This is a genomic window from Microcoleus sp. Pol10D4, from assembly GCF_036701555.1.
Lineage (GTDB): Bacteria > Cyanobacteriota > Cyanobacteriia > Cyanobacteriales > Microcoleaceae > Microcoleus.
The window spans coordinates 70,127-95,048 of the sequence record NZ_JAUBRA010000018.1 but is presented as its reverse complement, the minus strand read 5'-3'; the positions used below and the strand labels follow the sequence as shown (position 1 = coordinate 95,048).

23 protein-coding genes are annotated in these 24,922 nt (G+C 45.4%); 12 read left to right on the top strand and 11 right to left on the bottom strand.

Features of this window, described 5'->3' with window-relative positions; all coding sequences use genetic code 11:
- Positions 1-364 precede the first annotated feature (364 nt).
- On the bottom strand, positions 365-2,113 hold the full coding sequence (locus QUA36_RS12150; RefSeq protein WP_333457632.1) for a hypothetical protein: 1,749 nt from the start codon (positions 2,111-2,113) through the stop codon (positions 365-367).
- A gap of 80 nt (positions 2,114-2,193) precedes the next feature.
- Complete coding sequence (locus tag QUA36_RS12145; protein ID WP_333457630.1) at positions 2,194-2,361, bottom strand: hypothetical protein; 168 nt, start codon at positions 2,359-2,361, stop codon at positions 2,194-2,196.
- Between the two features lie 126 nt (positions 2,362-2,487).
- Here QUA36_RS12145 and QUA36_RS12140 point away from each other — a divergent pair, with 126 nt between their 5' ends.
- Positions 2,488-2,718: a hypothetical protein gene (locus QUA36_RS12140; protein WP_333164715.1), complete on the top strand. Its 231-nt coding sequence runs from the start codon at positions 2,488-2,490 to the stop codon at positions 2,716-2,718.
- 50 nt (positions 2,719-2,768) lie between these two features.
- A complete protein-coding gene (locus tag QUA36_RS12135; protein ID WP_333164717.1) occupies positions 2,769-2,981 on the top strand; it encodes a hypothetical protein in 213 nt (70 codons plus the stop codon).
- Between the two features lie 724 nt (positions 2,982-3,705).
- On the opposite strand, the gene QUA36_RS12130 is transcribed toward QUA36_RS12135, so the two are convergent.
- From QUA36_RS12130 to QUA36_RS12115, 4 genes are all read right to left on the bottom strand, one after another.
- On the bottom strand, positions 3,706-4,107 hold the full coding sequence (locus tag QUA36_RS12130) for an MgtC/SapB family protein (protein WP_333164719.1): 402 nt from the start codon (positions 4,105-4,107) through the stop codon (positions 3,706-3,708).
- A 103-nt stretch (positions 4,108-4,210) separates the two neighbouring features.
- Positions 4,211-4,867, bottom strand: a complete 657-nt coding sequence (locus QUA36_RS12125) for a hypothetical protein (RefSeq protein ID WP_333455129.1) — start codon at positions 4,865-4,867, stop codon at positions 4,211-4,213.
- 371 nt (positions 4,868-5,238) lie between these two features.
- On the bottom strand, positions 5,239-6,204 hold the full coding sequence (locus QUA36_RS12120; RefSeq protein ID WP_333457628.1) for a BadF/BadG/BcrA/BcrD ATPase family protein: 966 nt from the start codon (positions 6,202-6,204) through the stop codon (positions 5,239-5,241).
- Positions 6,205-6,276: 72 nt separating this feature from the next.
- Positions 6,277-6,633: a zinc ribbon domain-containing protein gene (locus QUA36_RS12115; RefSeq protein ID WP_333164725.1), complete on the bottom strand. Its 357-nt coding sequence runs from the start codon at positions 6,631-6,633 to the stop codon at positions 6,277-6,279.
- Between the two features lie 215 nt (positions 6,634-6,848).
- On the opposite strand from QUA36_RS12115, the gene QUA36_RS12110 reads away from it, so the two are divergent.
- Both QUA36_RS12110 and QUA36_RS12105 read left to right on the top strand, forming a co-directional pair.
- Positions 6,849-7,175: a phasin family protein gene (locus tag QUA36_RS12110; protein ID WP_242723321.1), complete on the top strand. Its 327-nt coding sequence runs from the start codon at positions 6,849-6,851 to the stop codon at positions 7,173-7,175.
- Positions 7,176-7,454: 279 nt separating this feature from the next.
- Entirely contained in the window at positions 7,455-8,042 is a 588-nt protein-coding gene (locus QUA36_RS12105; protein ID WP_333164727.1) for an FKBP-type peptidyl-prolyl cis-trans isomerase, read from the top strand.
- Positions 8,043-8,133: 91 nt separating this feature from the next.
- On the opposite strand, the gene dnaB is transcribed toward QUA36_RS12105, so the two are convergent.
- From dnaB to QUA36_RS12085, 4 genes are all read right to left on the bottom strand, one after another.
- Positions 8,134-9,459, bottom strand: a complete 1,326-nt coding sequence (gene dnaB / locus QUA36_RS12100) for a replicative DNA helicase (RefSeq protein ID WP_333063067.1) — start codon at positions 9,457-9,459, stop codon at positions 8,134-8,136.
- Positions 9,460-9,799: 340 nt separating this feature from the next.
- A complete protein-coding gene (gene rplI / locus QUA36_RS12095) occupies positions 9,800-10,258 on the bottom strand; it encodes a 50S ribosomal protein L9 (protein ID WP_333328100.1) in 459 nt (152 codons plus the stop codon).
- 254 nt (positions 10,259-10,512) lie between these two features.
- A complete protein-coding gene (locus tag QUA36_RS12090; RefSeq protein ID WP_333457625.1) occupies positions 10,513-15,609 on the bottom strand; it encodes a PAS domain-containing protein in 5,097 nt (1,698 codons plus the stop codon).
- Positions 15,610-15,630: 21 nt separating this feature from the next.
- Positions 15,631-15,840 carry a hypothetical protein gene (locus tag QUA36_RS12085; RefSeq protein ID WP_333164736.1) on the bottom strand — a complete coding sequence of 70 codons (210 nt, stop codon included), beginning with the start codon at positions 15,838-15,840 and terminating at the stop codon, positions 15,631-15,633.
- 508 nt (positions 15,841-16,348) lie between these two features.
- Between QUA36_RS12085 and QUA36_RS12080 the strand changes: the two genes are divergently transcribed.
- Positions 16,349-17,188: a glycosyltransferase gene (locus tag QUA36_RS12080; RefSeq protein WP_333164739.1), complete on the top strand. Its 840-nt coding sequence runs from the start codon at positions 16,349-16,351 to the stop codon at positions 17,186-17,188.
- A gap of 2 nt (positions 17,189-17,190) precedes the next feature.
- Here QUA36_RS12080 and gloB read toward each other — a convergent pair whose 3' ends face one another.
- The gene (gene gloB, locus QUA36_RS12075) at positions 17,191-17,964 is read right to left on the bottom strand and encodes a hydroxyacylglutathione hydrolase (RefSeq protein ID WP_333457623.1); all 774 of its coding nucleotides are present in this window, start codon (positions 17,962-17,964) and stop codon (positions 17,191-17,193) included.
- A gap of 257 nt (positions 17,965-18,221) precedes the next feature.
- Between gloB and QUA36_RS12070 the strand changes: the two genes are divergently transcribed.
- The 7 genes from QUA36_RS12070 to QUA36_RS12040 all read left to right on the top strand — a co-directional run bounded on the left by QUA36_RS12070 (position 18,222) and on the right by QUA36_RS12040 (position 24,821).
- Positions 18,222-18,425 carry a hypothetical protein gene (locus QUA36_RS12070; RefSeq protein ID WP_333457622.1) on the top strand — a complete coding sequence of 68 codons (204 nt, stop codon included), beginning with the start codon at positions 18,222-18,224 and terminating at the stop codon, positions 18,423-18,425.
- A 200-nt stretch (positions 18,426-18,625) separates the two neighbouring features.
- Complete coding sequence (gene galE / locus QUA36_RS12065) at positions 18,626-19,624, top strand: UDP-glucose 4-epimerase GalE (RefSeq protein ID WP_333457620.1); 999 nt, start codon at positions 18,626-18,628, stop codon at positions 19,622-19,624.
- Positions 19,590-20,465, top strand: a complete 876-nt coding sequence (locus QUA36_RS12060) for a hypothetical protein (protein WP_333455051.1) — start codon at positions 19,590-19,592, stop codon at positions 20,463-20,465. Before galE ends, QUA36_RS12060 begins: the two co-directional genes overlap by 35 nt.
- A 9-nt stretch (positions 20,466-20,474) precedes the next feature.
- Positions 20,475-21,293: a hypothetical protein gene (locus QUA36_RS12055; protein WP_333164750.1), complete on the top strand. Its 819-nt coding sequence runs from the start codon at positions 20,475-20,477 to the stop codon at positions 21,291-21,293.
- 10 nt (positions 21,294-21,303) lie between these two features.
- On the top strand, positions 21,304-21,561 hold the full coding sequence (locus QUA36_RS12050) for a hypothetical protein (protein ID WP_333457619.1): 258 nt from the start codon (positions 21,304-21,306) through the stop codon (positions 21,559-21,561).
- A gap of 12 nt (positions 21,562-21,573) precedes the next feature.
- Complete coding sequence (locus tag QUA36_RS12045) at positions 21,574-22,725, top strand: glycosyltransferase family 4 protein (RefSeq protein ID WP_333457617.1); 1,152 nt, start codon at positions 21,574-21,576, stop codon at positions 22,723-22,725.
- Positions 22,726-22,817: 92 nt separating this feature from the next.
- Entirely contained in the window at positions 22,818-24,821 is a 2,004-nt protein-coding gene (locus QUA36_RS12040; protein ID WP_333164755.1) for an ABC transporter ATP-binding protein, read from the top strand.
- Positions 24,822-24,922: the final 101 nt, after the last annotated feature.

The window sequence follows — 24,922 nt, the reverse complement described above, 5'->3', positions numbered from 1 at the left end:
TCGATCGACTGATTGTCGGTATGATCGAATCAATGACGTGGCAATCGCCTGACTCACTCTTTTAAGATACAAGGGGCTGGTTTTACCAATAATCTTTGACGCACACAAACAATCTCATAAACCCGCCCCCCACAACTAATAACCTATATCAACCTTGACTTTTATCGAAGGGAAAAAATGTACATTGACGTTTACCGTTGAGAGAGGGGGCGGGTTTATGGGATTATTAGTTTTTGGCGTAGATGCTTGGTAAAACCCGCCCCTATTATCCCGCAAATTATCAAAAACCAACCAATCAAACCTAATATAACAACACAAAATGAATGGAAAATGCCACTGCTAATTTTCCATTCATTCTCTATTCTTACGCTTTCGGCTCAACCCAAACCGTCATCCCCTCAACCCTCAAACCTTTGCCGCGAGTGCCGCAATATTGACCATTAGCAGTAACAGGAGTATCGCCCACATTCTGAATGTGAGCCGTATAAAATACGTCATACTTATCAGCTTGTGGCCCTGTCAGTCGCGCGGCAAATCCCTCAATGCGCTTGGCTTTGCCCCGGAATCCAGCTAACTCCCCTTCCGAGATCCAAGCAGTATCGCCAACTCCTTCAACGTGAGCCATGTACTGCAAATTTAAACCGGCAACGGGAGGCTCTATTTTAATTTGAAATCCTTCCACGCGGCGGCCTTGAGCTTTAGTACCCGCGTATTCTCGATCGCTAAAAGTTCGATCGCCAATTCCTTGAATGTGCGCCAACACTTTTAAACCCACAGGCGCCGCTTTTTGGGCACTTGCAGACGGCGCGATCCAAACTTTGATACCCTCTATTCTCAAAGCTTTGCCGCGAGTGCCACAATATTCGCCGTTGGAGGACACGTCGGTGTCGCCCATATTCTGAATGTGAGCGCTATAAAATACGTCGTACTTATCAGCTTGTGGCCCGCTCAATCGCACTGCAAATCCTTCAATTCGTTTCGCTTGACCGCGAAAACCCGCCAATTCTCCTTCGCTGAGCCAAGGAGTATCGCCAACACCTTCGACGTGAGCCATGTACTCGACATTTAAGCCGGGAATTGGCGGATCAATATTAATTTGAAATCCTTCGACGCGCCGCCCTTGACCCTTAGAACCCGCGTATTCTTGAGCGCCGAAAGTTCGATCGCCAATTCCCTGAATGTGGGCCAAAACTTTGATTCCCAAACCGCCCTCTACAGGAGCTTGTTGAATGTCCCGAGGTGCGCCAAAAACAATGTTCCCGGAACCGGTTGTCTGAAGAGACTTAGGTACTTCCACGCTGGGAACAATAATTACTTCGTGCATGGGGGCAGAAGGTGCGGGGGATTCCAAAATCTGGATCTGTGGCGCAACTGTAACTTGTTTCGGTGCAACATTTCCTGACGGGATGACAATCACTTCTGGCAAAGGTTCGGCGCTGATTTTTTGTTCTGGCGCTGCTTTAAATGCGGGTTCGACTTTTGCAGGTGCTGCTTTTACCATCTCAGCAATGGTTAATTTGCCTCTGGAAATGGCTACGGCTATTTGTTTGCCAAAAGCGGCGCTGACTGTTTCTTCGAGAATGACCCACTGTTCGTCATCTAATTTGTCTTGCTGTTCCACCAGGGCGAGCACTGCTGAAACTGGGTGTTTGCCGCTGACTAAGGATTCTGCGTCAGAATGCAGTTGAGTTGGGGTTGATTCGGAAATCGCGCGTTGCAGTTCGCGGGCTTTGGCATGAACTGATTGTAAGGGTGCGAAGTCGCTTTGTTCGCGGTGGGCGATCGCCAATACTCGATCGATCACTTTCAATGCTGCATCGCGAATTTCTGCTTTACCTTCAGAAGCTGCGGCAGTCTCGACTAAGTTTTGAATGTCTTTGAGGGAAGCAATTTCCCCCGGTGCGATCGTGGATTTGTTGAGTTCGAGAGCTTGTTTTTGGACTGCAGCAAAGTTGCGGCTGTAGGTGGCTACTTCTTGCAGCAAGCTGTCAGAGGGAGGAAGGCCGGACTCTTGCAGTTGTTTTGCTGCTTGGGATAGGCGATCGGCCAAATTAGCATAAGTTTCCGATAGTCGGGCTATTTGTTGTAGCAAATCTTTATGAGCTAGTTCCATATGTCTTGCAGTAAATATTTAACTTGCTGATTATAGACGTTGAGCGTCTTCTGAAGGTAGAAGGCAGTAGTCATCAGTCATTAGTCCCAGGGAAGAAGAAAAATGCTCCCCCTCTCCGACTCCCCCACTCGGACACTCTCCGACTCCCCCACCCAGACACCCGGACACACTCCGACTCCCCAATCTCCGACTCCTCCTCTGGCATCCCCCCCGTGATCGCCGTCACAACCGTGCAAATACTTAGTCACACTCTACGACTCCGGCTGTCACGAGTAGCCCGTAACAATGTCACACCTATCGAGCAATAGCCGTCACTGCTGATTCTTTGAAAACAGTTGATACTGAGGCTTGAACCAATAAAATCCCGAAGTGCTATGGTACTAATTCGCGATCTCGCCCAGCAAGCTCTGGCTCTAGGCTATCTAACCCTTGAAGCCGAAAATCAACTGCGGCGGATGTTAACTACCACTAAATATGACTTGGAAGACTTAAATGCTTTTATGGCTTTGCAACTAGCAGCTATGTCCGGAGGAGTGAAACAAGAGTCTCGCGAGATGAAAAAATTTGAAATCTTTGGCGAGACGGTTTCCGAAACTTCTTGTTAGTAATTAGTTGACTTTTGATTAGTTAAAATTTAGTAAGGGAAATTTCTAACGTGCAGATTCGTGAAGTTGTAAAACAAGCTATTGCCGCTGGATATCTGAGTTTGGAAGCAGAAAATGAAATGCAGAAGATTTTTTCCTCAGCCAAGTGTGATTTGGAAGATTTGAATGCTTTTATGAGCTTGCAGTTAGCTGCGATGGCGGGTCGCGTGAGGCAAGAGTCTTTAGAATTGATGAAAATGCCAGTTTTTCCAGATAGGAATTAATTTTTTTCAGTTATCTGGCAAAATAAATATTAATTCTTATATTCAAAAGATGCTGGTAACGTATAATTATTTTGATGATTTATATACTAATTAATTAATTGAAAGAATATTGGTATTTTGGTTCAAGGGTGTTGAGGAATTTTACTAAAATTGACATAAATATTTAAATGAATATTTAAGTGGATTTTGATTGTTTTTTTGTGGGATGGGCTCTCGTAGCCCGAAGGCGTGTATTTTCACAGCAGGCGGAACACTCCACAATATATTAGTGTCAAGTTAAGCTTTTAGTTCGCCAGTCCTCCCGCTCACCCGGAAGTCCGCCAGGGAATGAATTCCCTGTCTCATAGCGAAAGTCCTCTCAAATAGGACTGAAGAACTCATTAGTCATCATAGCGAGGACTTTGGCTTTGAGACTCTTGTTGAAACCCCTGCCGGAATGAGGGTTTAACGTGTTTGTTGACACCAATGCCCACAATAATCATCCTCAAATTGTGTAAGGCCCCTTTTTCACCTTCTTGAGAGGTATGGCTGGGATGAGGGCCAACAATTTATGCTCAATGATTAACTGGACTTGGTATGAAACAGCTAATATTATTTCCCCTCAATCGGTCGCAATAAAATTAGTTAGTAGTGAGGACTTTAACTCTCCTAAAACTCGCTCGTACTTCCCGTCACTACAAAGGTTATAACGGTTATAATACCCGATTTTATATCCTTATTAAGACTATTTCCTACGACTACGACGCTCTAACTCTTTAATTACTCTCAGAACAAACAGCGACATTAAAGCGCCAATTAATGCTAGTTGCCACAACCCGCATCCTGCAGCAGTTCCTAAAGCTGCTGATACCCAAATAGCGGCGGCAGAGGTGAGCCCGTGAACTTCAACTTTGCCTCTTTCCTGGTGATTTTGCCGCAGGATTTCTCCGCCGCCCAAAAACCCAATCCCGGCAGCAATGCCTTGAATTACCCGCGCTACAGCATCTCCTCCGTTTTCATTTTTACCCATTGCCAGCGGCATTAAAACAAATAGTGCAGAACCCATACTAACTAGCATATGAGTTCTCAATCCCGCTGGTTTGTTTCTGAGTTGGCGCTCCCATCCAATAATTCCGCCAACAAACATGGCTAGGCACAACCTTAACAGTATGCCTAGCCAATGATCGGGAGACCACAAGTTAGCGATCGACAATGTTTTACTGCAAATAATTAATCCGAAGATTCCAATATTAGCGGAGTACGATGTCCGATCGCAATCTCACTGCCAAATCTTGTTCCGGGCGAATCACGAGCACGTCAACGCTGCGCCGCCCCAACAATACTCCAGCTAAAGCGCCGATCCCAGCGCCTCCTAATACTTCTTCAGTCGCGATCGCTTTGTCGCCGGTAATGCCTGCTAGTGCTGCTGCTGCTGCTGCACCCAAGGCTGCACCTTGCGCTACTGAACCTGTGCCAGCACCTTTTTGGACTCTTTCGGTTCTGGTAATAATTCCTGAATTTCCGTCAATCCGATAGCGTTGGCGGCGGCTGATAACTAACTCTCTGGCAACAAATTGAGTACCGATTTGATTGCCTCTTCTGACAGGTTGCAGTGCCCCGACTATCTGGCTGCCTCTGGGGATTAATACTCTGCCTTGAGGTGTGCGGATGTCTTGCGCTACTGTTAAAGTTAAAGGTGCAGTTTCTTCGCGGGTGACAACTATTTTGTCTTTTTCATAGCTAACTGGAATTACACTGCCCGACGGAATTCGGATGCTATCAAATTGGGAAATTCGTTGTTGGGCTTCTGCGGGAGTAGCTACCACCAGCGGCGCGCTGGTTCCCACTGTAATGCCCAGTGCGAGGATTGCTGCTGTTGCTGAACGCCATTTTTGAGAAGTAATCATATAAATTGTCTCCTTGCTTCGGTTTTGGTTTACTTAGGAACGCACTACTGCTAAATTTGTTTCTGGTTTCGCATTCATCTGATGTTTTGATTATGGCAGGCTGGAATTCTCGAAGTTGGGAAGATAAGGTCGATAATCCAGAAGTTGAAAATTTGGAAAAATCGAGAAAATCCGCAAGACAGGGGCGATCGGGAAGATAAGGAAGATAGTCAACAGTCAACAGCCAGTCGATTGTAGATTTTAGATTTTAGATTTGACTCCACAGATGGATCGGGAAGCTGGAAAGTAGCTGTAAAATATTTCGCTTGTCAACAGTCAACAGTCAACAGTCAACAGTCAACAGTCAACAGTCAACAGTCAACAGTCAACAATTAATTGTTGAGAGCGTTTAAGGCTAGCAATCCAGCACCGAAAGCTGGTTCGTATCGGGGCGAAATTACCTTAGCTTTTGGGGCGATCGCACTTATGGCAGCTTCAAACCGACCTCGGCAATTTGCCTCTCCACCCCACACACCTCCTACGATCACAATTTCAAATTCTTCTGTTTGGTTAAATAGCGCTGAAATGGCTATTTTTGTGGAATAGGTTAATTCTGCCACAGCATTATTGATAATGCAGTCAGCGACGCGATCGCCCTCTGCTGCTGCCCCCTCGACAATCGGCGCTAAAGCTGCAATTTCTTTGACTCCCCAACCCCGCCCGTAAACGACTTCTACCAATTCTTCTAGGTTATTGAGACCTAAATGCTTTTGAAATTTTTCCGCAAGAACGGTAAAATTTTCGCGTCCGTCATAGAACTTCAAAGCAGCTTGCAAACCCTGAAGGGCGATGTTATATCCGCTGCCTTCATCGCCTAAAATATATCCCCAGCCGCCGACTCGTTTAGTTTTCCCTTGACGGTTTTGCCCGAAAACAATCGAACCGGTTCCTGAAATAACGGCGATACCCACTGGATGGCCCGTGCCGCCAGCAAGTGCGATCGCGCAGTCGCTGCAAATTACTATATTCCTGGGCAGGAATGATCTGGTTACTGGTAAAGTATTCGTCAACTGCAAGTTCTGCACTACAAATTGCACTATTTCACGATCTTTTGGACGCCCGACGCCTGCTAGTCCCAGACCAATTGCTTCTATGTTGAGATTGCCTACAGCCTCGACCTGAGCGGACAGAACTGCTCGTTCGATCGCCAATTGGATGGATTGTTTTGCTGTCTCAATTCCCAGGGTTTGATAATTTGACGGCCCTGCTTCACCCCTTCCTAAAACAAGGAGGTTGTCATCCATTAAAAGGCAGATAGTTTTAGTGCCGCCGCCGTCGATGCCGAATACGTAGCTCATGAATAATTTAGAGAATAATAGAGCAACCCAGATTAACAGATATATCTCTATTCTACGCTTTGTACAATCCGATTAAATCGAGAGAGCAATGCTAATAATAATTAAACCTAATAATGCTAACCAAACCAGATGGCGCTGACACCAATTTTTGATCGATTGCAGCCCGTCGCCGCTGCTGTAAGGGAGGGTCTGTGGCACAAGTGGCTCAGATTGATTGTGATAAAGCGTGCATTCTTTGGCAAAGGGACGCTGCGGGTAGTTGCAAGTGTCGTCTGCGTGATAAATACAGGTAGTGCACAGAAATTCTTCGGGTTTCGATCGATAAAGAGGGATACCCGGATGACCGAAAGCTTTGAGGGGGATTTTGCAATGCGGACAGGCGAGCGCTTGGGCCTCTACAGGTTGGTGACAGCGGGGGCAAGCAGGCATAGACAACAGGGTTATGGGGTAATGTGGTGGGTAGGCTCATTAGCGGGTTTTCCGAACGCCGATTAGCGCGATCGGCTCGCCATCAGGCGGCTGGATACTCCAAAATAGAAAGGTAGGTGTGCGCTGATGTAACTTTAAGTTTACAGATGGTTTCGCAGCGACAGCAGGCGACCTGAGCCGATCGGGTATGAAAGGGCAAACATTAGGAAAAATCTATGGATAACAATAGCAACTTACTCAAACAACTGGTAATGCTCGGCATTGGTACTACTTCCCTGGTGGCAGAGAAATTGCAGGAAGTCAGCGAGCAATGGGTCAAAGATGGCAAAATCAATCCTGAGCAAGCCAAAACCTTTGTCGATGACATGACCGAGCACCTCAAGTCTGAACAGGGCAATTGGGATACGCAGTTGCAGCGGCAACTACGGAATATGCTGCAAGATATGGGAGTTCCCCGACAGTCGGAAATGGATGAGTTGCGGGGAAGGCTCGATCGTTTGGAACGTCAGATGCGGGATTTAGAAAACCGTAACTGGCGCTGAGTTCGATCCTCTTCTGCAAGCTTCGCTAACGCCCGCGAGGAGTTCGCTGCTATCTTGTGATAAGATTGTCATCCGAAGGCAGAAGGCTAAAAAAGGCACTTATGTAGAAGCCATTTATGTAGAATTACACACATTCTGACTTCATACTTTTGCCTTTAAAATTATCTGGTACCTGCCGTTTTTTGGTGGAAAAATTCAGATAACATTTGGTAGTTCTTGTTGTACTAGATGTCTTAGATATCTGAGATATCGCGGTTAAAAGTATCAGGAGGATTAATTTTGCGAGGAGTTCTAGTCAGCTTGGGAGTAATGCTGGTTTGCTTTTTGTTTTTGATAGTCGCTCAAATGGGCGGTTCTGGGTCCCAAGCAGTTGCAGCCGAATTGAACAATCTTTTACCAGAGACTGCTATTGAGAAATTGTCAGCGCAGTCTTTGAATGAAAATAACTTGCTAGTAGCTGATGCTACTTTACCGGAGGTACCAGCTACTATCGCTGGCAATAACATGACTGATAATACTGAGAAAACTGTCACCACAGATTCAGGTCTGAAATATGTTGAATTGAAAGAGGGTGATGGGGCGACTCCAAAAACCGGGCAGACTGTTGTCGTGCACTACACTGGAACTTTGGAGGATGGCACGAAGTTTGACAGTTCGCGCGATCGCAATTCTCCTTTTCAGTTCAAAATTGGCGTGGGTCAAGTAATTAAGGGTTGGGATGAAGGCGTCGGTACGATGAAAGTTGGAGAGCGCCGCAAGTTGATTATTCCCCCTGAACTCGGTTACGGCGCTCGCGGTGCGGGCGGGGTGATTCCTCCTAATGCTACGCTGATTTTTGATGTGGAATTGTTGAAAATCGCTGGTTAGGTAGCTCAATCTAATTCAACGTAAAACTTTTACGCTGTTTAGAAACCCGGTTTTTTTAAGAAACCGGGTTTTTGTGTATGTTCTGGTTGATTTACGATCGCTTCGGAGATGCCAGATTGCGAAAGCAGGTATATTGGGCGTCGAATAATAGTTTGATGATTCCTGTGGGCCCGTTTCTGTGTTTGGTAATAATTACTTCTGCAATTCCGCGATCGGGCGAATCAGGGTTGTAATATTCATCGCGGTAGAGCATAATTACTAAATCTGCGTCTTGCTCGATCGATCCACTTTCTCTCAAATCAGACATCATCGGCCGCTTGTTTGTCCTCGCTTCCACACCCCGACTCAACTGAGATAAGGCAATAATCGGCACGTTGAGTTCGCGGGCTAAACCTTTAAGACTTCTGGTAATTCGAGATAGTTCTTGCACGCGGTTGTCGCTGGTACCTTCCATTAATTGCAGGTAATCTAGCAAGACTAATCCTAGGGTTCCACCTTGTTCTGCTTGGAGGCGGCGGACTTTCGATCGTATTTCTGTGACGGTAATATTGGGAGTATCGTCAATAAACAGTGGTAGTTCTGATAAATTGCCAATGGCTGTACTGATTGGTTCCCATTCGTTTTGACTGATTCTACCCGATCGCAATCGGTTACTTTCTATTTTGGCTTCGCTGGACAGAATACGCTGCACTAGCTGTTCTTTCGACATTTCTAAGCTGAAAACGGCAACCGGCAATTTTTGCTGTCCGGCGGCGATGTGGTGGGCGATGTTGGTACAAAAAGCAGTTTTGCCCATCGCCGGCCTGGCTGCAACGATGATTAAATCCGATCGCTGAAAGCCTCCTGTCATAGCATCTAAGTCATAGAAACCGCAGGGAATACCGGGAAGTGTGAGGCCTTCATTGCGATTTTCTAGGTCTTGAAATGTTTGGTTTAGTGTTTCGCCGATCGACACTAAATCCTGTTGCGGGCGTTCTTGAGTTATGCTGAAAATTTCTTGTTCGGCGCGGTCTAAGACTGTTTCTAGTGGTGTTGCCGTCTCGTAACCTAATTGTACTATGTTGTTGCCAGCTTCGATTAATTTGCGGCGCTGATATTTGTCTTCAACTAAAACTGCATATTGGTCGATGTTGACTGCGGAAACTGTGCGATCGACTAATTGTGCTAATTTAGTTAGTCCGCCTACTTGCTCTAACTGGTTGCGGTCGGTTAGCGCAGTTGTTACCGTCATTAAATCGGTAGGTTGACCCTGTAAAAATAGCCCTAATGCCGATCGATAAATGACTTGATGAGCGGTGATGGCAAAAAACTCCGGTCGCAGCAGTTCGGCAATTCGGGAAATAGCTTCGGGGTCAATTAAAATCCCGCCCAAAATTGCTTCTTCTGCCTCTATATTTGTCGGCATCAAATCGCTCATTAGTCAATAGTCCTCAGTCATTAGTCATTAGTCATTAGTTATTAGTCATTAGTTTAGGACTTACGCACCAACTCTATCTGTAGGCTGCTTATGGGCGCAGCTTATTCCTACCTATAGCGCCTTAAACCATTTTTTGCGTAAATCCTATAGTTATTAGTTGCCAGTGATTAGTCCTCAGTTTTAAATCTGCAAGTTAGCAGTCCTCAGTCCTTAGTTAGCGTTACTCACTTCTTAGTTAGCCGTACTCAGTTCTTAGCTAATGACTAATGACTAATGACTAACAACTAATGACTGATGACTAACAACTAATGACTGATGACTGATGACTGATGACTTTTAATTACATCGGAACAACTTGAATATCAACTTCAGCGATAACTTCTGCGTGAAGTTTGATTTCAGCTTTGTATGTACCAGTTTGGCGAATTTCGGGCAGAGTGATGCCGCGCCGATCGACTTCTTGACTGGTAGAGTTGAAAATCAGTTCTGCTACTTCTTGGTTGGTGACAGTACCAAAAATCGCGTCAGCTTCGCCAACTTGCTTGGAGATGATGAAAGGCCCAGCCGATTCGAGGGCGGTTTTGCGGACTTCAGCTTGCTGCTTGAGCTCTAGCTGGCGCAGTCTTTCTTCTTCACGGCGGCGCTCTGCTTGCTTGAGAATGCCCGGAGTGGCTCTAAATCCCATTCCTTGGGGTACTAGGTAGTTGCGGGCGTAGCCTGGGGCTACTTCTACTACGTCGCCAGCTTTGCCGAGTTTGCTGACATCTTTATTTAAAACTAATTGAACGCGCTTGGCCATGATCGTGGGTTGTGGGGTTTTAACTGCAACTTTTTATAATAGCGAAGTTTGAGGGGCGATCGCAAGGAAGTTCGGCAATGGATTATGTAGCGGATCTAACCGATTTAACGGATGGATGTTGAGATTCGAGGTTCGAGGTTCGAGGGAAGAAACAGGGATAATATTTTTAAGGGGCAAATTCAGTTATGAAATTACGCAAAACGGGGGTGCTGTAATGAGCCAAATCAACTACAGTGCAATGTCTTACAGATCACTCAGGCTTTATTTTCAAGGCGCTGGGCGATCGATCGCGCTACAGTAGCAACTAACTGGGTCGGATTGATCGGCTTGGCTAAGTGTTTGTCAAATCCGGCTTGCAAAACTTGGCGCTCGTTCGCTTCTCCAGCATAGGCCGTTAAGGCGATCGCCAACAATTGCCGATACTCAGGCGCAAGCTGAGTGCGGATGCGCTTGATCAACATATATCCGTCCATCTGGGGCATTCCGATGTCGCTGACGAGCAAATCCGGTGCAGTTTGTTCGATCGACTCTAGCGCCTCAGCAGCAGATGACAGGGAAATCACCTCTGCACCCGCTTCCTCAAGCACGAAAGCGACAAAATCTCGCGAGTCGAGTTCATCATCTACCACCAAAATTCTCACTCCAGCTAGCGACAAGCATGAGAGATCGGAACTAGCAGCCCCATGACGTTCTTCCTCCTCCTGCCTTCTAGAATCATCATTTAATAGCGGTAATCTCACCGTAAACGTCGCTCCTTGACCTTCTCCGGCGCTTTCTGCAAACACCGTCCCGCCGTGAAGTTCGATCAGTTGGCGGACGATCGCCAATCCCAATCCCAAGCCGCCAAATTTGCGAGTTGTAGCACCATCTTCTTGTCGAAAATGGTCAAAAACATAAGGCAAGAAATCGGGAAGAATTCCTTTACCAGTGTCCGTGACTTGAATTTGAGCTTGGTGTGCGATTTGCACTAATCGAACTTCTACTCGACCGCCTTCGGGCGTGAATTTCACCGCATTTGATAACAAATTCCACACAATTTGTTGCAAGCGACTTGTATCGCCGACTACTTGGCCGACATCGGGATTTAAGATTGTTTGGATTTGAATTTTTTTAGCTTCGGCTGCTAATTGCACGGTTTCCACAGCAGACGGAATAATGGTTGCCAGATTCACCGGAGCAACATTCAATCTGAGTTTTCCTTGCAGAATCCGAGACACGTCAAGCAAGTCTTCGATTAATTGAGATTGCAGTCTGGCGTTGCGCTCAATCGTCTCAAAGGCCTTGGCAGTTTGACTCGCGTTCAGCTTGCCGCCGACGAGCAGTTGCGACCAGCCTAAAATCGGATTCAGGGGCGATCGCAACTCGTGAGAAAGCACGGCCAGAAACTCGTCTTTAATCCGGTTAGCTCGCTCAGCTTCCGCGCGGGCAGTTTGTTCTAATTGGAGAACCATATCGCGCTCGGTTTCCACTTGTTTGCGCTCTGTAATGTCGATTACAGAGCCGATATAACCCTCAAATTGTCCGCTTTCGGAAAATCTGGGAGCAGCCGCATCCATCGCCCAAGAATATCCGCCATCCTTACGCCCGATGCGATATTCCACCCTGTAAGGTTCATGGCGTTCGTTGGCGGTCAAAAATGCGTTTTTGACCTGTTCCCGGTCTTCTGGATGCAACGCGTTTATCCAACCCAGTCCCAAACCTGTTTCCTCACTTTGACCTGTGAAGTCATACCAGCTTTCGCTCAAGAAAGTGCAATAGCCTGTGGAGTCTGTTACCCAGACCATAAAAGGAGCATTGTTAGCCATATTGCGGAATCGTTCTTCGCTTTCTTGCAGCGCGGCTTCGGCTTGTTTGCGTTCTGTGATATCCCGACAGACAATCACTCCGCCTTTGATTTCGCTGCTAGTATCAACTACCGGATAACCGCTGATACTGATCCAGCGACCTTCGGAATCTTCGCGGCGGACAAATACCTCTACATCATTGACATATTCACCTTTGATTGCTCTGGCTAGAGGTAGTTCAGCGTCGGGAAAGAGGGTTTTTTTGTCTGCCAAAAATAGCCCGTAGGTGCTCGACCATTCCTCACAAGATTTTTCATTCGATAGCTGACCGAATATTCCTACGGCGGCTCGGTTAAACAACACAAACTCCCCTTGTTGGTTTGCCAAAATTAAACCATCGCCAATGCTGTCAATGATGACTTGCAGTAACTTAGTTTGTTCTTGCATGGCGACTTCTGCTCGTTTGCGATTTGTGATTTCGCTGGAGATGCCAATCAGGCCGATGACTTCTCCCGCCTGATTGCGGTAGGGAGCTTTCATTACCAGAAATGTCCGAATGCCATCGTGAGATTCTTCGAGGACTTCTGTTTGGCCGGATTCCATAATACGCCGATCGTTTTCCGTGACTGTGACTGCAAGTTCTGTTACTGGGTATAAATCCAGATCGCGACCACCAATTACTTCCGAAGCAGATTTGCCCATTATTTCCAGCGTGGCTGGATTGGCATAAATAATCCGTCCTTCTCGATTTTTGACAAAAATTGGCGTGGGTGCTGACTGGTTAATCACGTTCAAAATCGCATTTTTTTGCCGCAGTTCTTCTTCAGTGCGTTTGCGATCGCTAATATCGCTCCAATAAGCCGTAAGTCCTTCGGCCGCTGGATAGGCGCTCACTTCTATATATATCTGGAGCGAGGGTGAGAACTCTTCAAACTTGACAGAAACTTGCTCGTTAACGACTCGATTAAATTCTTGATATACCCTCGAATTGGATTCTTTCTCGGCGGGGAATAGCTCCCAAATTGCTCGACCTAACAACTCGGCTCTTGATCGAGAAAGCAGTTTTTCAGCAGTGGAATTAACGTAGGTATAGCACCATTGTGAATCGATCGCGATAAAGGCATCGGTAATACTTTCTATAATATTGCTGACTTGTTGGTTGGCCGCTTGCAACGCGAGTTCAGCGTTTTTGCGCTCGGTGATGATTTCGCAAAAAATCATGATGCCGCCAATCTCATTGGTGTTGGTTCGCCAAGGGTGAATTTCCCAGCGCACCCAGTCGATTAAGCCATCAGGGCGGGGAAACTGATCTTCTTGGCAGATTTCAACTGCTCCCGCCAGACAGCGCTGGTGGACTTGTCTCCAACGATCGGGCAAATTGGGAAAGATGTCGTAGTGCGATCGGCCCACAATGTTTTGAGTGCCGAGCCCGTAAATTGACAGCCAGCGGTCGCTCACCAGCATATAGCGCATCTGGCGGTCAAACATCGCCACCCCTGCAGGCGAATGTTTGACGAACAGTCGCAGTTGCTCTTCCTGTTGCCGCAGCCGATTCTCGGATTGTTTGCGATCAGTGATTTCTTGGAAAAGTATGGCGACTTGTCGGCTGTGCGGCTCAGGAGTGCGGAACGCCGAAACCTCAAACCAGCGGTTCATGGCTTCCGAGCCATGCTCAAAGCGCAAGGACTCCCCCGTGAGCGCGACTTTGCCGTACATCTCAAACCAATAATTTTCGTGATTTGGAAGGAGCTGTCGCATCGTTTTACCTGTAGCTTGTTCGAGTCCGGTTTGTTTCACAAAGGCAGGATTGACTTCCAAAAAGCGGTAATCGATCGGCTTTTCGTTGGCGTCAAACAGCATTTCGATGATGCAAAAGCCTTCGTCCAAGCAATCAAACAAAGTGCGATAGCGTTCCTCAGAGCGGTGCAAAGCAGCAAGAGCTTGTTTGCGATCGCTAATATCCATAAAGGCTGCCACACAACCACGAACGGTACCCTGCTCGTCAAATAACGGCACCGCATTCACCAACCAATCAAAGGCTACCCCGTCCGATCGCACCATTTGAATTTCCACATCTCGCACTTCGACGCCCGAAGCCACGGCTAGTTGCATGGGCAGTTGTTCTCCCGGAATTTCTTCTCCGTTGCGGAATCGTCTAAACGGAAGGGCTGCGGCTTGCTCTCCGGTTCCAGAAACATTGGTATCGGGTGGCACTATCAACATCGACTGGGCAAATCGGTTAGCGCGAATTACTTTACACTGGGGGTCGTGGGCGATCGTAATACCGACGGGTACAGCATCAAGTATCGATTCGAGTTCATTGACTCGTCGCTCTAATTCCTGGTTGAGCCGTCGAATTTCTTTTTGGGTAGCTTTGCGATCGGTAATTTCCTGCACCGTCACATTCACGCCCAAAACGCGATCGTCCTCGGCCCTGAGCGGATAGAGACTTAACAGCCAATCCTGTTCGAGTCCCGGCTGTGCTGAGTTTGTCCTGCGAAGTTCGAGCTGTTGAAGTGGAACTTTAGTTTCAATAACTTGTCGGTAAAGTGGCTCTAAATCATCTGCCATTTCTGGCAAAATTTCGCGCAATGTTTTGCCAATGTGGGCGGCGGCTGGAACTCCGTTAATTTCTGCTAGCCAATCGTTGATGCGGACAAACCGCAACTCGGTATCGAAGAAGCAAAGTCCGATCGGCGCACTAGCATAAATCGCCTCGATTTCTGCTAGTTGTTGGTGTGCCGTTTGCGCTTGTTGAATAAAAACAGCCCGATCCGCCTTCTGCTGAGTCACATATTGAAAATAAACGGCAAGCCCCGATGGGATCGGATAGGCTCGTACCGCATACCAAGCATTGAGCGGCGGATAAAAAGATTCAAAACTAACTGTAACTTGGAAGGTGGTGGCGTGGCGATATTCCTGCTCAAACAAACTGCCCACTGATTCGGGAAACTCTTCCCAAATGCTGTTGCCCATCAAATCTTCCGAGGGTCGATTCAGCCACCGGGCTGCTTGCGAATTGAGGTAGGTAAATCGCCAGTCTCGATCCAAAGCAAAGAACCCGTCCGAAATACTTTCGAGGGTGTCTGACAGTTGTGGCGCGGGCGCGTTACAGACTGGTTCGGGCTGAGGTTGAGCGATAGGAGTGAAGGTTGTTACTACTGCATAGGGAGTCGATCGATCTCCCTGAAATAAAGGTTGAGAATTGAGCGTCAACCAAATCAATTCTCCCTGTGGCCGATCAAAGCCCATGATGACATTTGAGCATGGTTGCCCGGTTTGCAACGCCACCATCGCCGGATGTGTCTCGCCGGGAAAATCCGAGCCATTTTCAGGCAGAGTCTGCCACCGACTGTTGATTGAAGTGCATAAGAGCATCTGTTGTGCTGTCATCCCCAACAGCTCCTGGGCGTGAGAATTGCACCCCTGAATGCTACCATCTGCCAATTGCAGAACCATCCCTACATCAGTTGGCAAAGGCGCGGCTGGGTAGAACGCTTTGTTAGAATCCGTTGAAACAGAGGGGTCGATTTTTGCTTGGGGTTCAGTATTGCGTGGGTTTTGCATCGGTTTCTAACAACGCTCATTTTACTTTTGGCAAAGCAAATCGCGATCAATAATAGGGAAATAACCAGAGGAACTTTTGATTTGAGCCGGGTGACACTTCAAACCTAAGATGGATGTCGATCGTTCTGCGGTAATATCGATATCTAGACAATTTATTTTATCGTAGAGTCCTACGTCTGAACCAGTTGCGGGATTCAGCACAGGCGACGAGGAATTTTCTGGCTGTTTCAAATGCCAGGTTAGTCCCTCTCATTATTTTTCGTGTTGCTGTATATTACCAATGGCTGTTGCTCGTTTTCGGGTGCGAACAGATGGTACTTGCACACAGATAAATAAGTAGATGAAGCTTGAAAATACGGCGTTGCTGATTTACGGTATGAAAGACTAAATATGCAAATCCTAGAAACCAGTATCTACAAAGCTTATGGATTTTTAACTTATTTTTTTCATACCCTCATTAAGCAACGCCGAAAATACATAACTCCTCTCTCGCAGCAAGTGAAACGAAGCAATCGCTCTTGTTACGCCCGCCTTACATTCTGTTACATTGTAAACTTTATTTGCGCCTACCTACTTAGGAACCCCGTTTGTTTGTGTAAATGTAACCGGAAATTTAGGCAAGATTTTGTTGGTCTCAACGGTAAATGGGCGATCGCATTTACCTCAATACAGGGTCGCCTGCTTCCTCCAGTCCTAATGTTTGTGCCACCTTTGCCGTTCATCTCACAAACTTAATCCTATGCACATATTCACAGCCGCCGATCGCACCTATATTCTTGGGTTAGCAGCACTTCTCAAGTCTGTAGATCTCAATGTTAGCCAATCAGGGGAGGAGCAGGTCAAAATTAGTGTTGTATCTACCAGGATATATTCACCGCAAAAGGAACAGTTACAGAATTGCTGCAAATACCAGATTGAATGGCAAGAATTGCAATCTAATTACGACCAACTTCTTTCGGTATCAGGTTCTAAACTTCCTTACGTTAAATTGGAGCCGCGAAAATATACTAAAGAAACAGAAAGGCTGATTTGGCTCGACAGCGATACGCTCGTTCTGGACAGCTTAAAGCCGCTGTGGAACCTAGATTTTCAAACTCTGCCGATAGCAGCCGCAGCCAACTTCTGGGGAAATCCCAACAATTATCAAGATCTAAACCCTTATTTCAATAGTGGTGTTTTAGTTTACAACATGAAGCTTTGGGAGGAAGAGCAACTGTCGGAAAAATTGCTCCAAAATGCTAGAACCCACGTTTGGGGCGATCGCGATCAAGGTGCATTAAATTCAGTTTTAGTGGGAAGGTGGAAGCAATTAGAGCAAATATGGAACAACCACAAGACTGATGATATGTCAAGTAAAGTGATGCACTTTATGTCAAGACCGAAACCGTGGGAAAGCTCCGCTCCCAATCAATTATGGCTTGATATGTTGTCTCAGACACCGTTTAAGGACGAACTGGAAAAAATTCCAAATAAGTTTAAGGGGCTGTCGAGCTTTCACATGAAATACCAAAGACTTGACAGGTGGTTGAGCGAACCGATACTCAAGTTTAAGAGTTACCTGAAACAACAAAAACGTTAAGATCAAAATTGGTCTTTCATGCCGCGCAATCGAGCGAAGGTTTGCACTGGATCGCGGGTGTTGGTGGCTGATTGGATCTTGGGAAAATCCCAGCGCAAAAATGGGTTTGTGCTTTTTTCGAGGCCGATCGATGATGGTATTGTAGGTTGCGATCGACTGCGCGCTTCCTTGACTTCGGCGAAGCGCTGCTGTAAATCGGGATTGTCGCCATCCACACTCAAGGCAAATTGCAGGTTGTTCAGCGTGTATTCGTGGGCGCACCAGACTCTCGTACTATCGGGCAAGTTTCGCAGTTGCCCCAGAGAGGCTAACATTTGGGCGGGAGTGCCTTCTTTCAGCCTGCCGCAGCCTCCAGCAAATAAGGTGTCGCCGCAGAACAATTCGCCGATTTCGCTGGGGTTGCTGGGGGGGAAATAGTAGGCGATGTGAGCTTTTGTGTGGCCGGGTAGGAAGAAGACTTCGGCGGTTCTGTTGGCGAAAGAAACTCGATCGCCCGCTTGTAAAAATACTTGCTGTCCGGGAATTCTGCCTCGGTCTTCTGCACCACCGTAAACTTTAATTTGGGGAAAGCGATCGATCAGTTCCTGATTGCCGCCTATGTGGTCGTTGTGGTGGTGGGTATTGAAAATTGCGGTTAATTCGGCTCCGAGTGCTTGCAGTTGCTCTAATACTGGCTGCGATCGTGCTGGATCGACCACGGCTGCTGTGTGGCGATCGGGGTCGTGTAGCAAGAAAATGTAATTGTCGGACAGTACCGGAAGCCGATAAACGTGCATAGAAAAGTGCCTCTCTCGGAAAAATATTATATAATTAATTTAGTCTGAACGCTATCCGAAGGCTGATTGCAGATTTATTAAGTCTGCATATCTATCTTGGGAAGTAAAACTCTGATACGTTTCTAATACGTTTCTAATACGTTTCTAATACGTTATTTCTGCTGTTGAGCAAATTGATTTGCGGTCGGGTACGCATAATTTTTGAGTCAAGAACTGCAATCGGCTTTAACTATTTTGGCATAAAAGCGATCGAATAAATGCGAACATCTCACAACAAATCGAACTTAACAATTTCTCAAAAAGTCGATCGGATTGTAGCGTCTGGCAAGATCACTCGCAGGGAACATTTAGTTTTGACTTCGGCTATCCTGTCAGATGATAAAATTTCAGAAGAGGATCGACATCAGATTAATCGAATATTTGATTATATCCTAATTGGTCGCCTCAAGTTTATCGATTGAACACAAAGACTGGCACATTCAGCATCTATCTGGAGTGTAAAAAGCGTTTTTTAGGAGTGCGATCGTCCCGCCGGGCACAGCAAAGCCTATATATTTCGCTTGAATTCTCCGGCTCACGCGGAGTGTGAAGGCGTCAGTTGTGGAAGTCTCAAATTAACAAGGCTCTTGGCAATCCCAGCTACAAAAACAGGCAGAAGAAAATGAGTGCAGAAAAACCAACTATTTTGGTGACGGGCGGAGCTGGATATATTGGCTCTCACGCGGTATTAGCGCTGAAAAACGCCGGTTACGGTGTGGTGATTTTGGATAATTTAGTTTACGGTCACAGAGATTTAGTAGATCAGGCTTTGCAGGTGGAGTTAGTAGTTGGCGATACGAACGATCGCACTCTTCTCGATAACCTGTTTGCTACGCACAAAATTGATGCGGTAATGCACTTTTCTGCATACGCTTACGTGGGCGAATCTGTTACCGACCCAGCTAAATATTATCGCAACAATGTCATCGGCACTATTACGCTTTTGGAAGCAATGATCGCTGCTGACGTGAAGAAATTTGTGTTTTCTTCTACTTGCGCGACTTACGGCGTACCGCAGAAAATTCCGCTCACAGAAGACCACCCACAAAACCCGATCAATCCCTACGGTGCTACTAAGTTAATGGTAGAACGGATTTTGTCGGATTTTGACGCTGCGTATGATTTCAAGTCTGTTTGTTTCCGCTATTTTAACGCGGCTGGGGCTGACCCTAACGGGTTGTTAGGAGAGGATCACAATCCAGAAACTCACCTAATCCCGCTGGTATTGTTCGCTGCTTTGGGTAAACGAGATTCGATCACGATTTTTGGCACGGATTACGATACTCCTGACGGTACTTGCATCCGGGATTACATTCACGTTAACGATTTGGCATCGGCTCACATTTTAGGATTAGAATATTTGCTAAATGGTGGCAAATCTGATTTCTTTAATTTGGGCAATGGCGGCGGGTTTTCGGTGAAAGAGGTGATAGAAGCGGCTCGCCAAGTGACGGGAAAAGAGATTAAGGCTGTTGAGTGCGATCGGCGTCCGGGCGACCCTCCTGCTTTAGTTGGTAGCAGCAAAAAGGCGATCGAAACCTTGGGTTGGTCTCCTGAATATCCAGACATTAAGAACATTATCTCCCATGCTTGGCAGTGGCACCAAAAACGCCACAGTTAGCATAAACTCAAATAAAGCAAGTGCAAAAATTGAATCAAAAATAATGTTAAACAGTCACAAAGATTTTTGTTTTTGCACCTTAGCTTTTGGGAAAAAGTATCGCGAATTAGCCAAACAGCTAGCAGCAGACTTAGAAACTTATTCTCTAGGGACGATGCTAGTTGTTTGTACTGACTACCCAAAGGACTTTCAAAATTTGACGAATGTTTTCGCCTTTAAAAAAAGTCGCGAAGGTGTAGATTATTGTTATAACGATAAACGATTTGCACTAAAAAAAGCCTTAGAATTATGCCGAGTGACAATCTTTGTGGATGCAGATACAAGAATCATAGGAAAAGTGCCGGAGATAGAATGGATGTCAGGAATTACTTGTAAAGGGTTTGTTCCCATTCTAGAACATCCACCAAATCAATCATTGCCGGGGAGAAAAGAGGCAATTCATAAATTAGCAAAAAAGCTAAAAATTTCAGTGAATAATGTAAGCTTTATTCAAGAAAATTTGTTCGTAGTTGCGAGAGACAATGGGAAAGAAATTCAGTTTATTCAAGAATGGGGAAAGATTGGAAGATTTTTTGAAGTGCAAAAAGTCAAAACAAAAGACGGTAATCCCATTGGGTTAGCAACTGCTAAAGTTGGGTGGAATATTCGTAATGACGGGTGGCAGGAACTCGCTCAAATTATGGAGCATTCTTTTGCTCATTGGGACTGGCCAAAAAATCAAGTAAGAACCTTTTGGGATAAAGTTGGGGATAAATTGCAGTTTGAGCATTGGCAATATCTCTATCGGTTATTAAAAACACAGTTAATTGCTTTATTAAATTTCAATTTTTACTATCGCTAGAGAAAAGATATGGATAGAGGATTTATCACCATTTTAATTGGATTGTATTCATTTCAAGACTGCATACATTTTCTAGCTTCAGTAAGGAAGTTTCACCGCGAACCAATTATTATTTTAATAGATAGAGTACCGCGATTTTTATATCCCTTACTTTTGGTGTTTGGAAATGTGAGATTGCAGGCCGCACCGAAACACGAAAATCCTGTTTTAGCGTCGCGGCTAGCTAAGCTGGCTTTGTACCAGGAATCTCTGTTTGAGAAAACTATTTATATGGATTGCGATATTTGTTTGCTGTCGCCAATAGATGAGGTTTTTGATTTCCTTGACGGGGTGGATTTGTTGGTGACGGAAGATGTGCAGCCTGCGATTGCTAAAGCGGCAAATTTATTAAGAGTCAAGCAGGATATTCTGTCAACTTTGCAGTCGGTCGGGTTGCCGCTACATGAAAATAGCATTCAATACAATGGCGGATTTATCGCTTTTACGAAAAGCAGTAAAACTCAGGAATTGTTCACAAACTTTAAGAAATATTTCGAGATGGTAGTGGCGCATCAAAATGTGCTACTGTTAAAAGACCAGGGCGCATTTGCGGCTGCTGTTGAATCAGTGAAACCGAAAATGACAACTTTGTCCCCGGTTTACAACTACTTGGATAAGTGGAAAGATGTTTATACGATCGACAAACCCATCAAAGTAATGCACTGCACTTATCCTTACCGCCCTCAGTACGCCAAGAATGTGACGCGATCGCTCTTTACTAGAATAGTCGATCGCACGGCTAAAATATTTTTACCAAATCAACTTAACAATCCCTGGCGTTTAAAATAATTAAAGTGTGTTGGCAAACTGGATCAAAAGCCACAAAATTCAGCCCCAAATTAAAAAAATTAGCCTCAACATATCCGAAAATTTACCTAGAATAATTATTGCTGGCTGGAATAACAGTCTTGGGTTCATTATTGTGTTTTTTTTACCAAAAGACGCGTTGCTGCCCTTTGCCCTGGTTAAAAACCTGGTTGCTGTGGTCGGGAGTGCGTGGGTCCCCGTCGCCTTGACAAAAGCTCGGTTAAGCAGGAAAATTAAACAAATGTTTTAAACAAAATACTCAGTGAAAGTTTCATTAGTAGTGAGCGATTTGTCAGGAGGAGGTGCAATTCGTGCTTTTTTATTAGCTCAAGTCTTGATAGAGCTTAAATGTGATGTAGAAGTTGTTGGATTTCAGTTTGGCAAGGAATTGTATGCTACTCCTCCCAGAGATATCCCGGTATGTGCGATACCGGGTAAAAATTATCCGGGGTTTTTAATGGATGCTCAAAAACTTTGGAAAAAAATAGATGGGGATATTATTTATGCAGTCAAACCTAAACCTACAAGCTTTGGGTTATCACTGCTAAAAAAACTGGCGACTCGCCACTTTATAATTTTAGATATAGACGACTGGGAACTGAGCTGGTACGGCGGAGATGAATGGAAATACCGCCCCTCTTTCAAACAACTTTATAGAGATATTTTTAAACACAACGGTCAATTAAGAGAACCAGATAATCCCCTCTATCTCAAGTGGATGGAAAGTCTCATTCACAATGCTGATGCAGTCACTGTTGATACTGAGTTTTTAAAACAGCGTTTTGGTGGTGTATATTTGCCTAATGGTAAGGATACTGCAATGTTCGACCCTGCTAAATACAATCCTGAATTGAGCAGACAGTGTTACGGCTTGTCCGGGTATAGAGTTTTGATGTTTCCGGGGGCACCGCGACCTCATAAAGGCGTGGAGGATGTTTTGATGGCCCTCGAACATTTAAATGAGCCCGATTTAAGATTAGCGATCGTCGGCGGGAGTCCTTATGATGATTATGATGATAAACTTGTGAAACAATGGGGGCGTTGGATTATTAAACTGCCAAGGTTTCCAGTGGAGAAGATGCCGTCGGTTGTAGCGGCGGCTCATGTTGTCGTTGTTCCTCAGCGAGAAACTCTCACAGCCGTGGCTCAGTTTCCGCTCAAGCTGACAGATGGCATGGCAATGGCTAAGCCTGTTTTGTCTACGCGAGTGGGGGATATTCCAGAAATTTTAGGGGGAACGGGTTATTTAGTCGATCCGAGTTCTCCCGCTCAAATTTCACAAAAAATTCAATGGATATTTCAAAATTTTACAGTGGCTAATTTACAAGGAATGAAAGCTCGTGAAAGATGTGTAAAAGAATATAGCATTCAAGCAATGAAACCGCTACTTTCCGATATAATTGCAGGTATGTAAATGTTATTTTAAAACTACTCAAGGGAGGAAGAAAAACTGGCTGTTATTCAAGAATATTTTGAGATGCCGTACTGTTTAGCTGGGAATGCTTCATGTCTGCCAATAAGCTACTCCTAAAATTTGCCAGACGATATCCCGGCAGGATTCTATTAACTGTGATGCTGGGTTTTTCTGGCGCTTTATTCAACGGTATCAGCACTACTCTGATTGTACCAGTGCTTTTAAGTTTTTTAGAGGAAGCGATCGAGCTGCGTGGTGCTCCACCTCTAATTAAAACTTTGATGTATCCCTTTGAGGGAATGCCGGGAAATCAGCGTTTAATGTTGATGACCGGGGCGGTTGTGCTGGCAATTTTTTTTAAAAATGTTGCGAGTTATATCAATACTTTAGTAGCTACTTCTCTGACGCGATCTCTGACTTTTGATTTGCGAGAAGCCGGCTTGCAGTTGTTGTTAGAAGTAGATTTAGATTTTTACTCTAAAACTAAAGTCGGGGATTTAATTAATAGATTGGGCGGAGAGATTGGTCGGACTGCTAGTGCAGTTGGCACGGCCATTGGAATGTTTACTACCTCAATCACGGTTTTGGTGTTTGTGGGTCTGCTACTTTCTATCTCGTGGAAACTGACGGTGACAGCTACAGTTTTGCTGGCGTTAGTTGCTTGGGCAAATCAATATATTATTAACCGTTCCAAGCATTTTGGCCACCTACTTTCTGAAATGTCGAAAGATTATTCGGTTAGGGTGCTGGAAACCATTACTGGGATTCGGCTGGTCAAGTCAACGGGGAACGAGGAAAGGGAGTATCAGCGGATCAAGCATTTAATTCAAAGGCGAGAACAAGCGGATTTTCAGGCTCAGGTAAATTATGCGGCGATCGCCCCAATTAACGAAGTTGTTAATTTGATAGTTATAATTTTGATTGTATTTATAGGTCGCACAATATTTGCGAATGAGATAGAGTCTATTGCTACAATTTTATTAACCTACTTATTGGTACTTTTTAGGTTGATTCCTTTAATTTCTCAGTTAAATAGCGGCCGCAGTCAATTTGCTAATACGTCGGCTAGTGTAGAGGTAGTTAATAATTTTTTGAGGACTGACGACAAGCCATTTATGGTGAACGGTGAAGTGCCGTACACTCATTTGCGATCGGGAATTCATTTTAATAAAATATCTTTTAGTTATCCTAACCACAAAAATTTAGTTTTGCAAGGAATTGATTTATTTCTACCTCACGGCACTACTTTGGCTTTGGTAGGAACTTCGGGTTCTGGTAAGTCAACTTTGGCAGATTTACTGCCGAGATTTTACGATCCTACTGAAGGTCATATCTCGATCGATGGCACGAATTTGCGCGACTTTGATCTGAAAAGTCTCAGACAAGCGATGGGTATTGTTAGCCAAGATACGTTTTTGTTTAATGCTTCAGTGCGCGAAAATATTGCTTACGCTAGGCCCGAAGCGACTGATGAAGAAATTGTGGAAGCGGCGAAGGGAGCGAATGCTTACGAGTTTATCCAACTATTGCCGGAGGGGTTAAATACTCAAATTGGCGATCGGGGCGTGATCTTATCGGGAGGGCAGCGTCAGAGAATTTCAATTGCTAGAGCCCTGCTGCAAAACCCGGAAATCTTAATTTTAGATGAGGCAACGAGTTCGCTGGATACGGTTTCGGAAAGGTACGTGCAAGCGGCGATTGAGAAATTGAGCTACGATCGCACAACGTTGGTAATAGCCCACCGCCTCTCCACAGTCCAAAAAGCCCACAAAATCGCCGTGATCGATCGCGGACAAGTAGTAGAAATTGGTTCCCACGAAGAATTGCTAGCAAAAGGAGGTTACTACACTCGCTTGTATTCAGTGCAATTTGCTGAAGAAACCGCTCGCGATGAAGCTCTAATTAGAGGTTCTTACGAAATTCGCACTCGCCTGACTCCCATGATAGCTTATCTCAAAATGCTAGTAGATGAAATGGTAGACTCTCCTGAAGAAAGAGACGAGTTAATCAGAGAATCATTTCACTCGGCTGCTAATATTTTCACGACTTTAGAATTTATAGAAAATACTATTAAGCGTCAGGCTGTTAAAAAGTAGGCAGTTGGCAGTTGGCAGTTGTCAGTTGGCAGTTGTCAGTTGGCAGTTGTCAGTTGGCAGTAGTCATTAGTCATTAGTCATTAGTCATTAGTCAACAGTCA

Coding starts and splice junctions, on each gene's coding strand:
- QUA36_RS12080 (WP_333164739.1), top strand. CDS start 16,349: ATGCACATATTCACAGCCGCCGATCGCACCTATATTCTTGGGTTAGCA.
- rplI (WP_333328100.1), bottom strand. CDS start 10,258: ATGGCCAAGCGCGTTCAATTAGTTTTAAATAAAGATGTCAGCAAACTC.
- gloB (WP_333457623.1), bottom strand. CDS start 17,964: ATGCACGTTTATCGGCTTCCGGTACTGTCCGACAATTACATTTTCTTG.
- QUA36_RS12070 (WP_333457622.1), top strand. CDS start 18,222: ATGCGAACATCTCACAACAAATCGAACTTAACAATTTCTCAAAAAGTC.
- QUA36_RS12120 (WP_333457628.1), bottom strand. CDS start 6,204: ATGAGCTACGTATTCGGCATCGACGGCGGCGGCACTAAAACTATCTGC.
- QUA36_RS12090 (WP_333457625.1), bottom strand. CDS start 15,609: ATGCAAAACCCACGCAATACTGAACCCCAAGCAAAAATCGACCCCTCT.
- QUA36_RS12150 (WP_333457632.1), bottom strand. CDS start 2,113: ATGGAACTAGCTCATAAAGATTTGCTACAACAAATAGCCCGACTATCG.
- QUA36_RS12115 (WP_333164725.1), bottom strand. CDS start 6,633: ATGCCTGCTTGCCCCCGCTGTCACCAACCTGTAGAGGCCCAAGCGCTC.
- QUA36_RS12140 (WP_333164715.1), top strand. CDS start 2,488: ATGGTACTAATTCGCGATCTCGCCCAGCAAGCTCTGGCTCTAGGCTAT.
- QUA36_RS12130 (WP_333164719.1), bottom strand. CDS start 4,107: ATGTTTGTTGGCGGAATTATTGGATGGGAGCGCCAACTCAGAAACAAA.
- QUA36_RS12125 (WP_333455129.1), bottom strand. CDS start 4,867: ATGATTACTTCTCAAAAATGGCGTTCAGCAACAGCAGCAATCCTCGCA.
- QUA36_RS12060 (WP_333455051.1), top strand. CDS start 19,590: ATGCTTGGCAGTGGCACCAAAAACGCCACAGTTAGCATAAACTCAAAT.
- dnaB (WP_333063067.1), bottom strand. CDS start 9,459: ATGAGCGATTTGATGCCGACAAATATAGAGGCAGAAGAAGCAATTTTG.
- QUA36_RS12110 (WP_242723321.1), top strand. CDS start 6,849: ATGGATAACAATAGCAACTTACTCAAACAACTGGTAATGCTCGGCATT.
- QUA36_RS12040 (WP_333164755.1), top strand. CDS start 22,818: ATGTCTGCCAATAAGCTACTCCTAAAATTTGCCAGACGATATCCCGGC.
- galE (WP_333457620.1), top strand. CDS start 18,626: ATGAGTGCAGAAAAACCAACTATTTTGGTGACGGGCGGAGCTGGATAT.
- QUA36_RS12055 (WP_333164750.1), top strand. CDS start 20,475: ATGGATAGAGGATTTATCACCATTTTAATTGGATTGTATTCATTTCAA.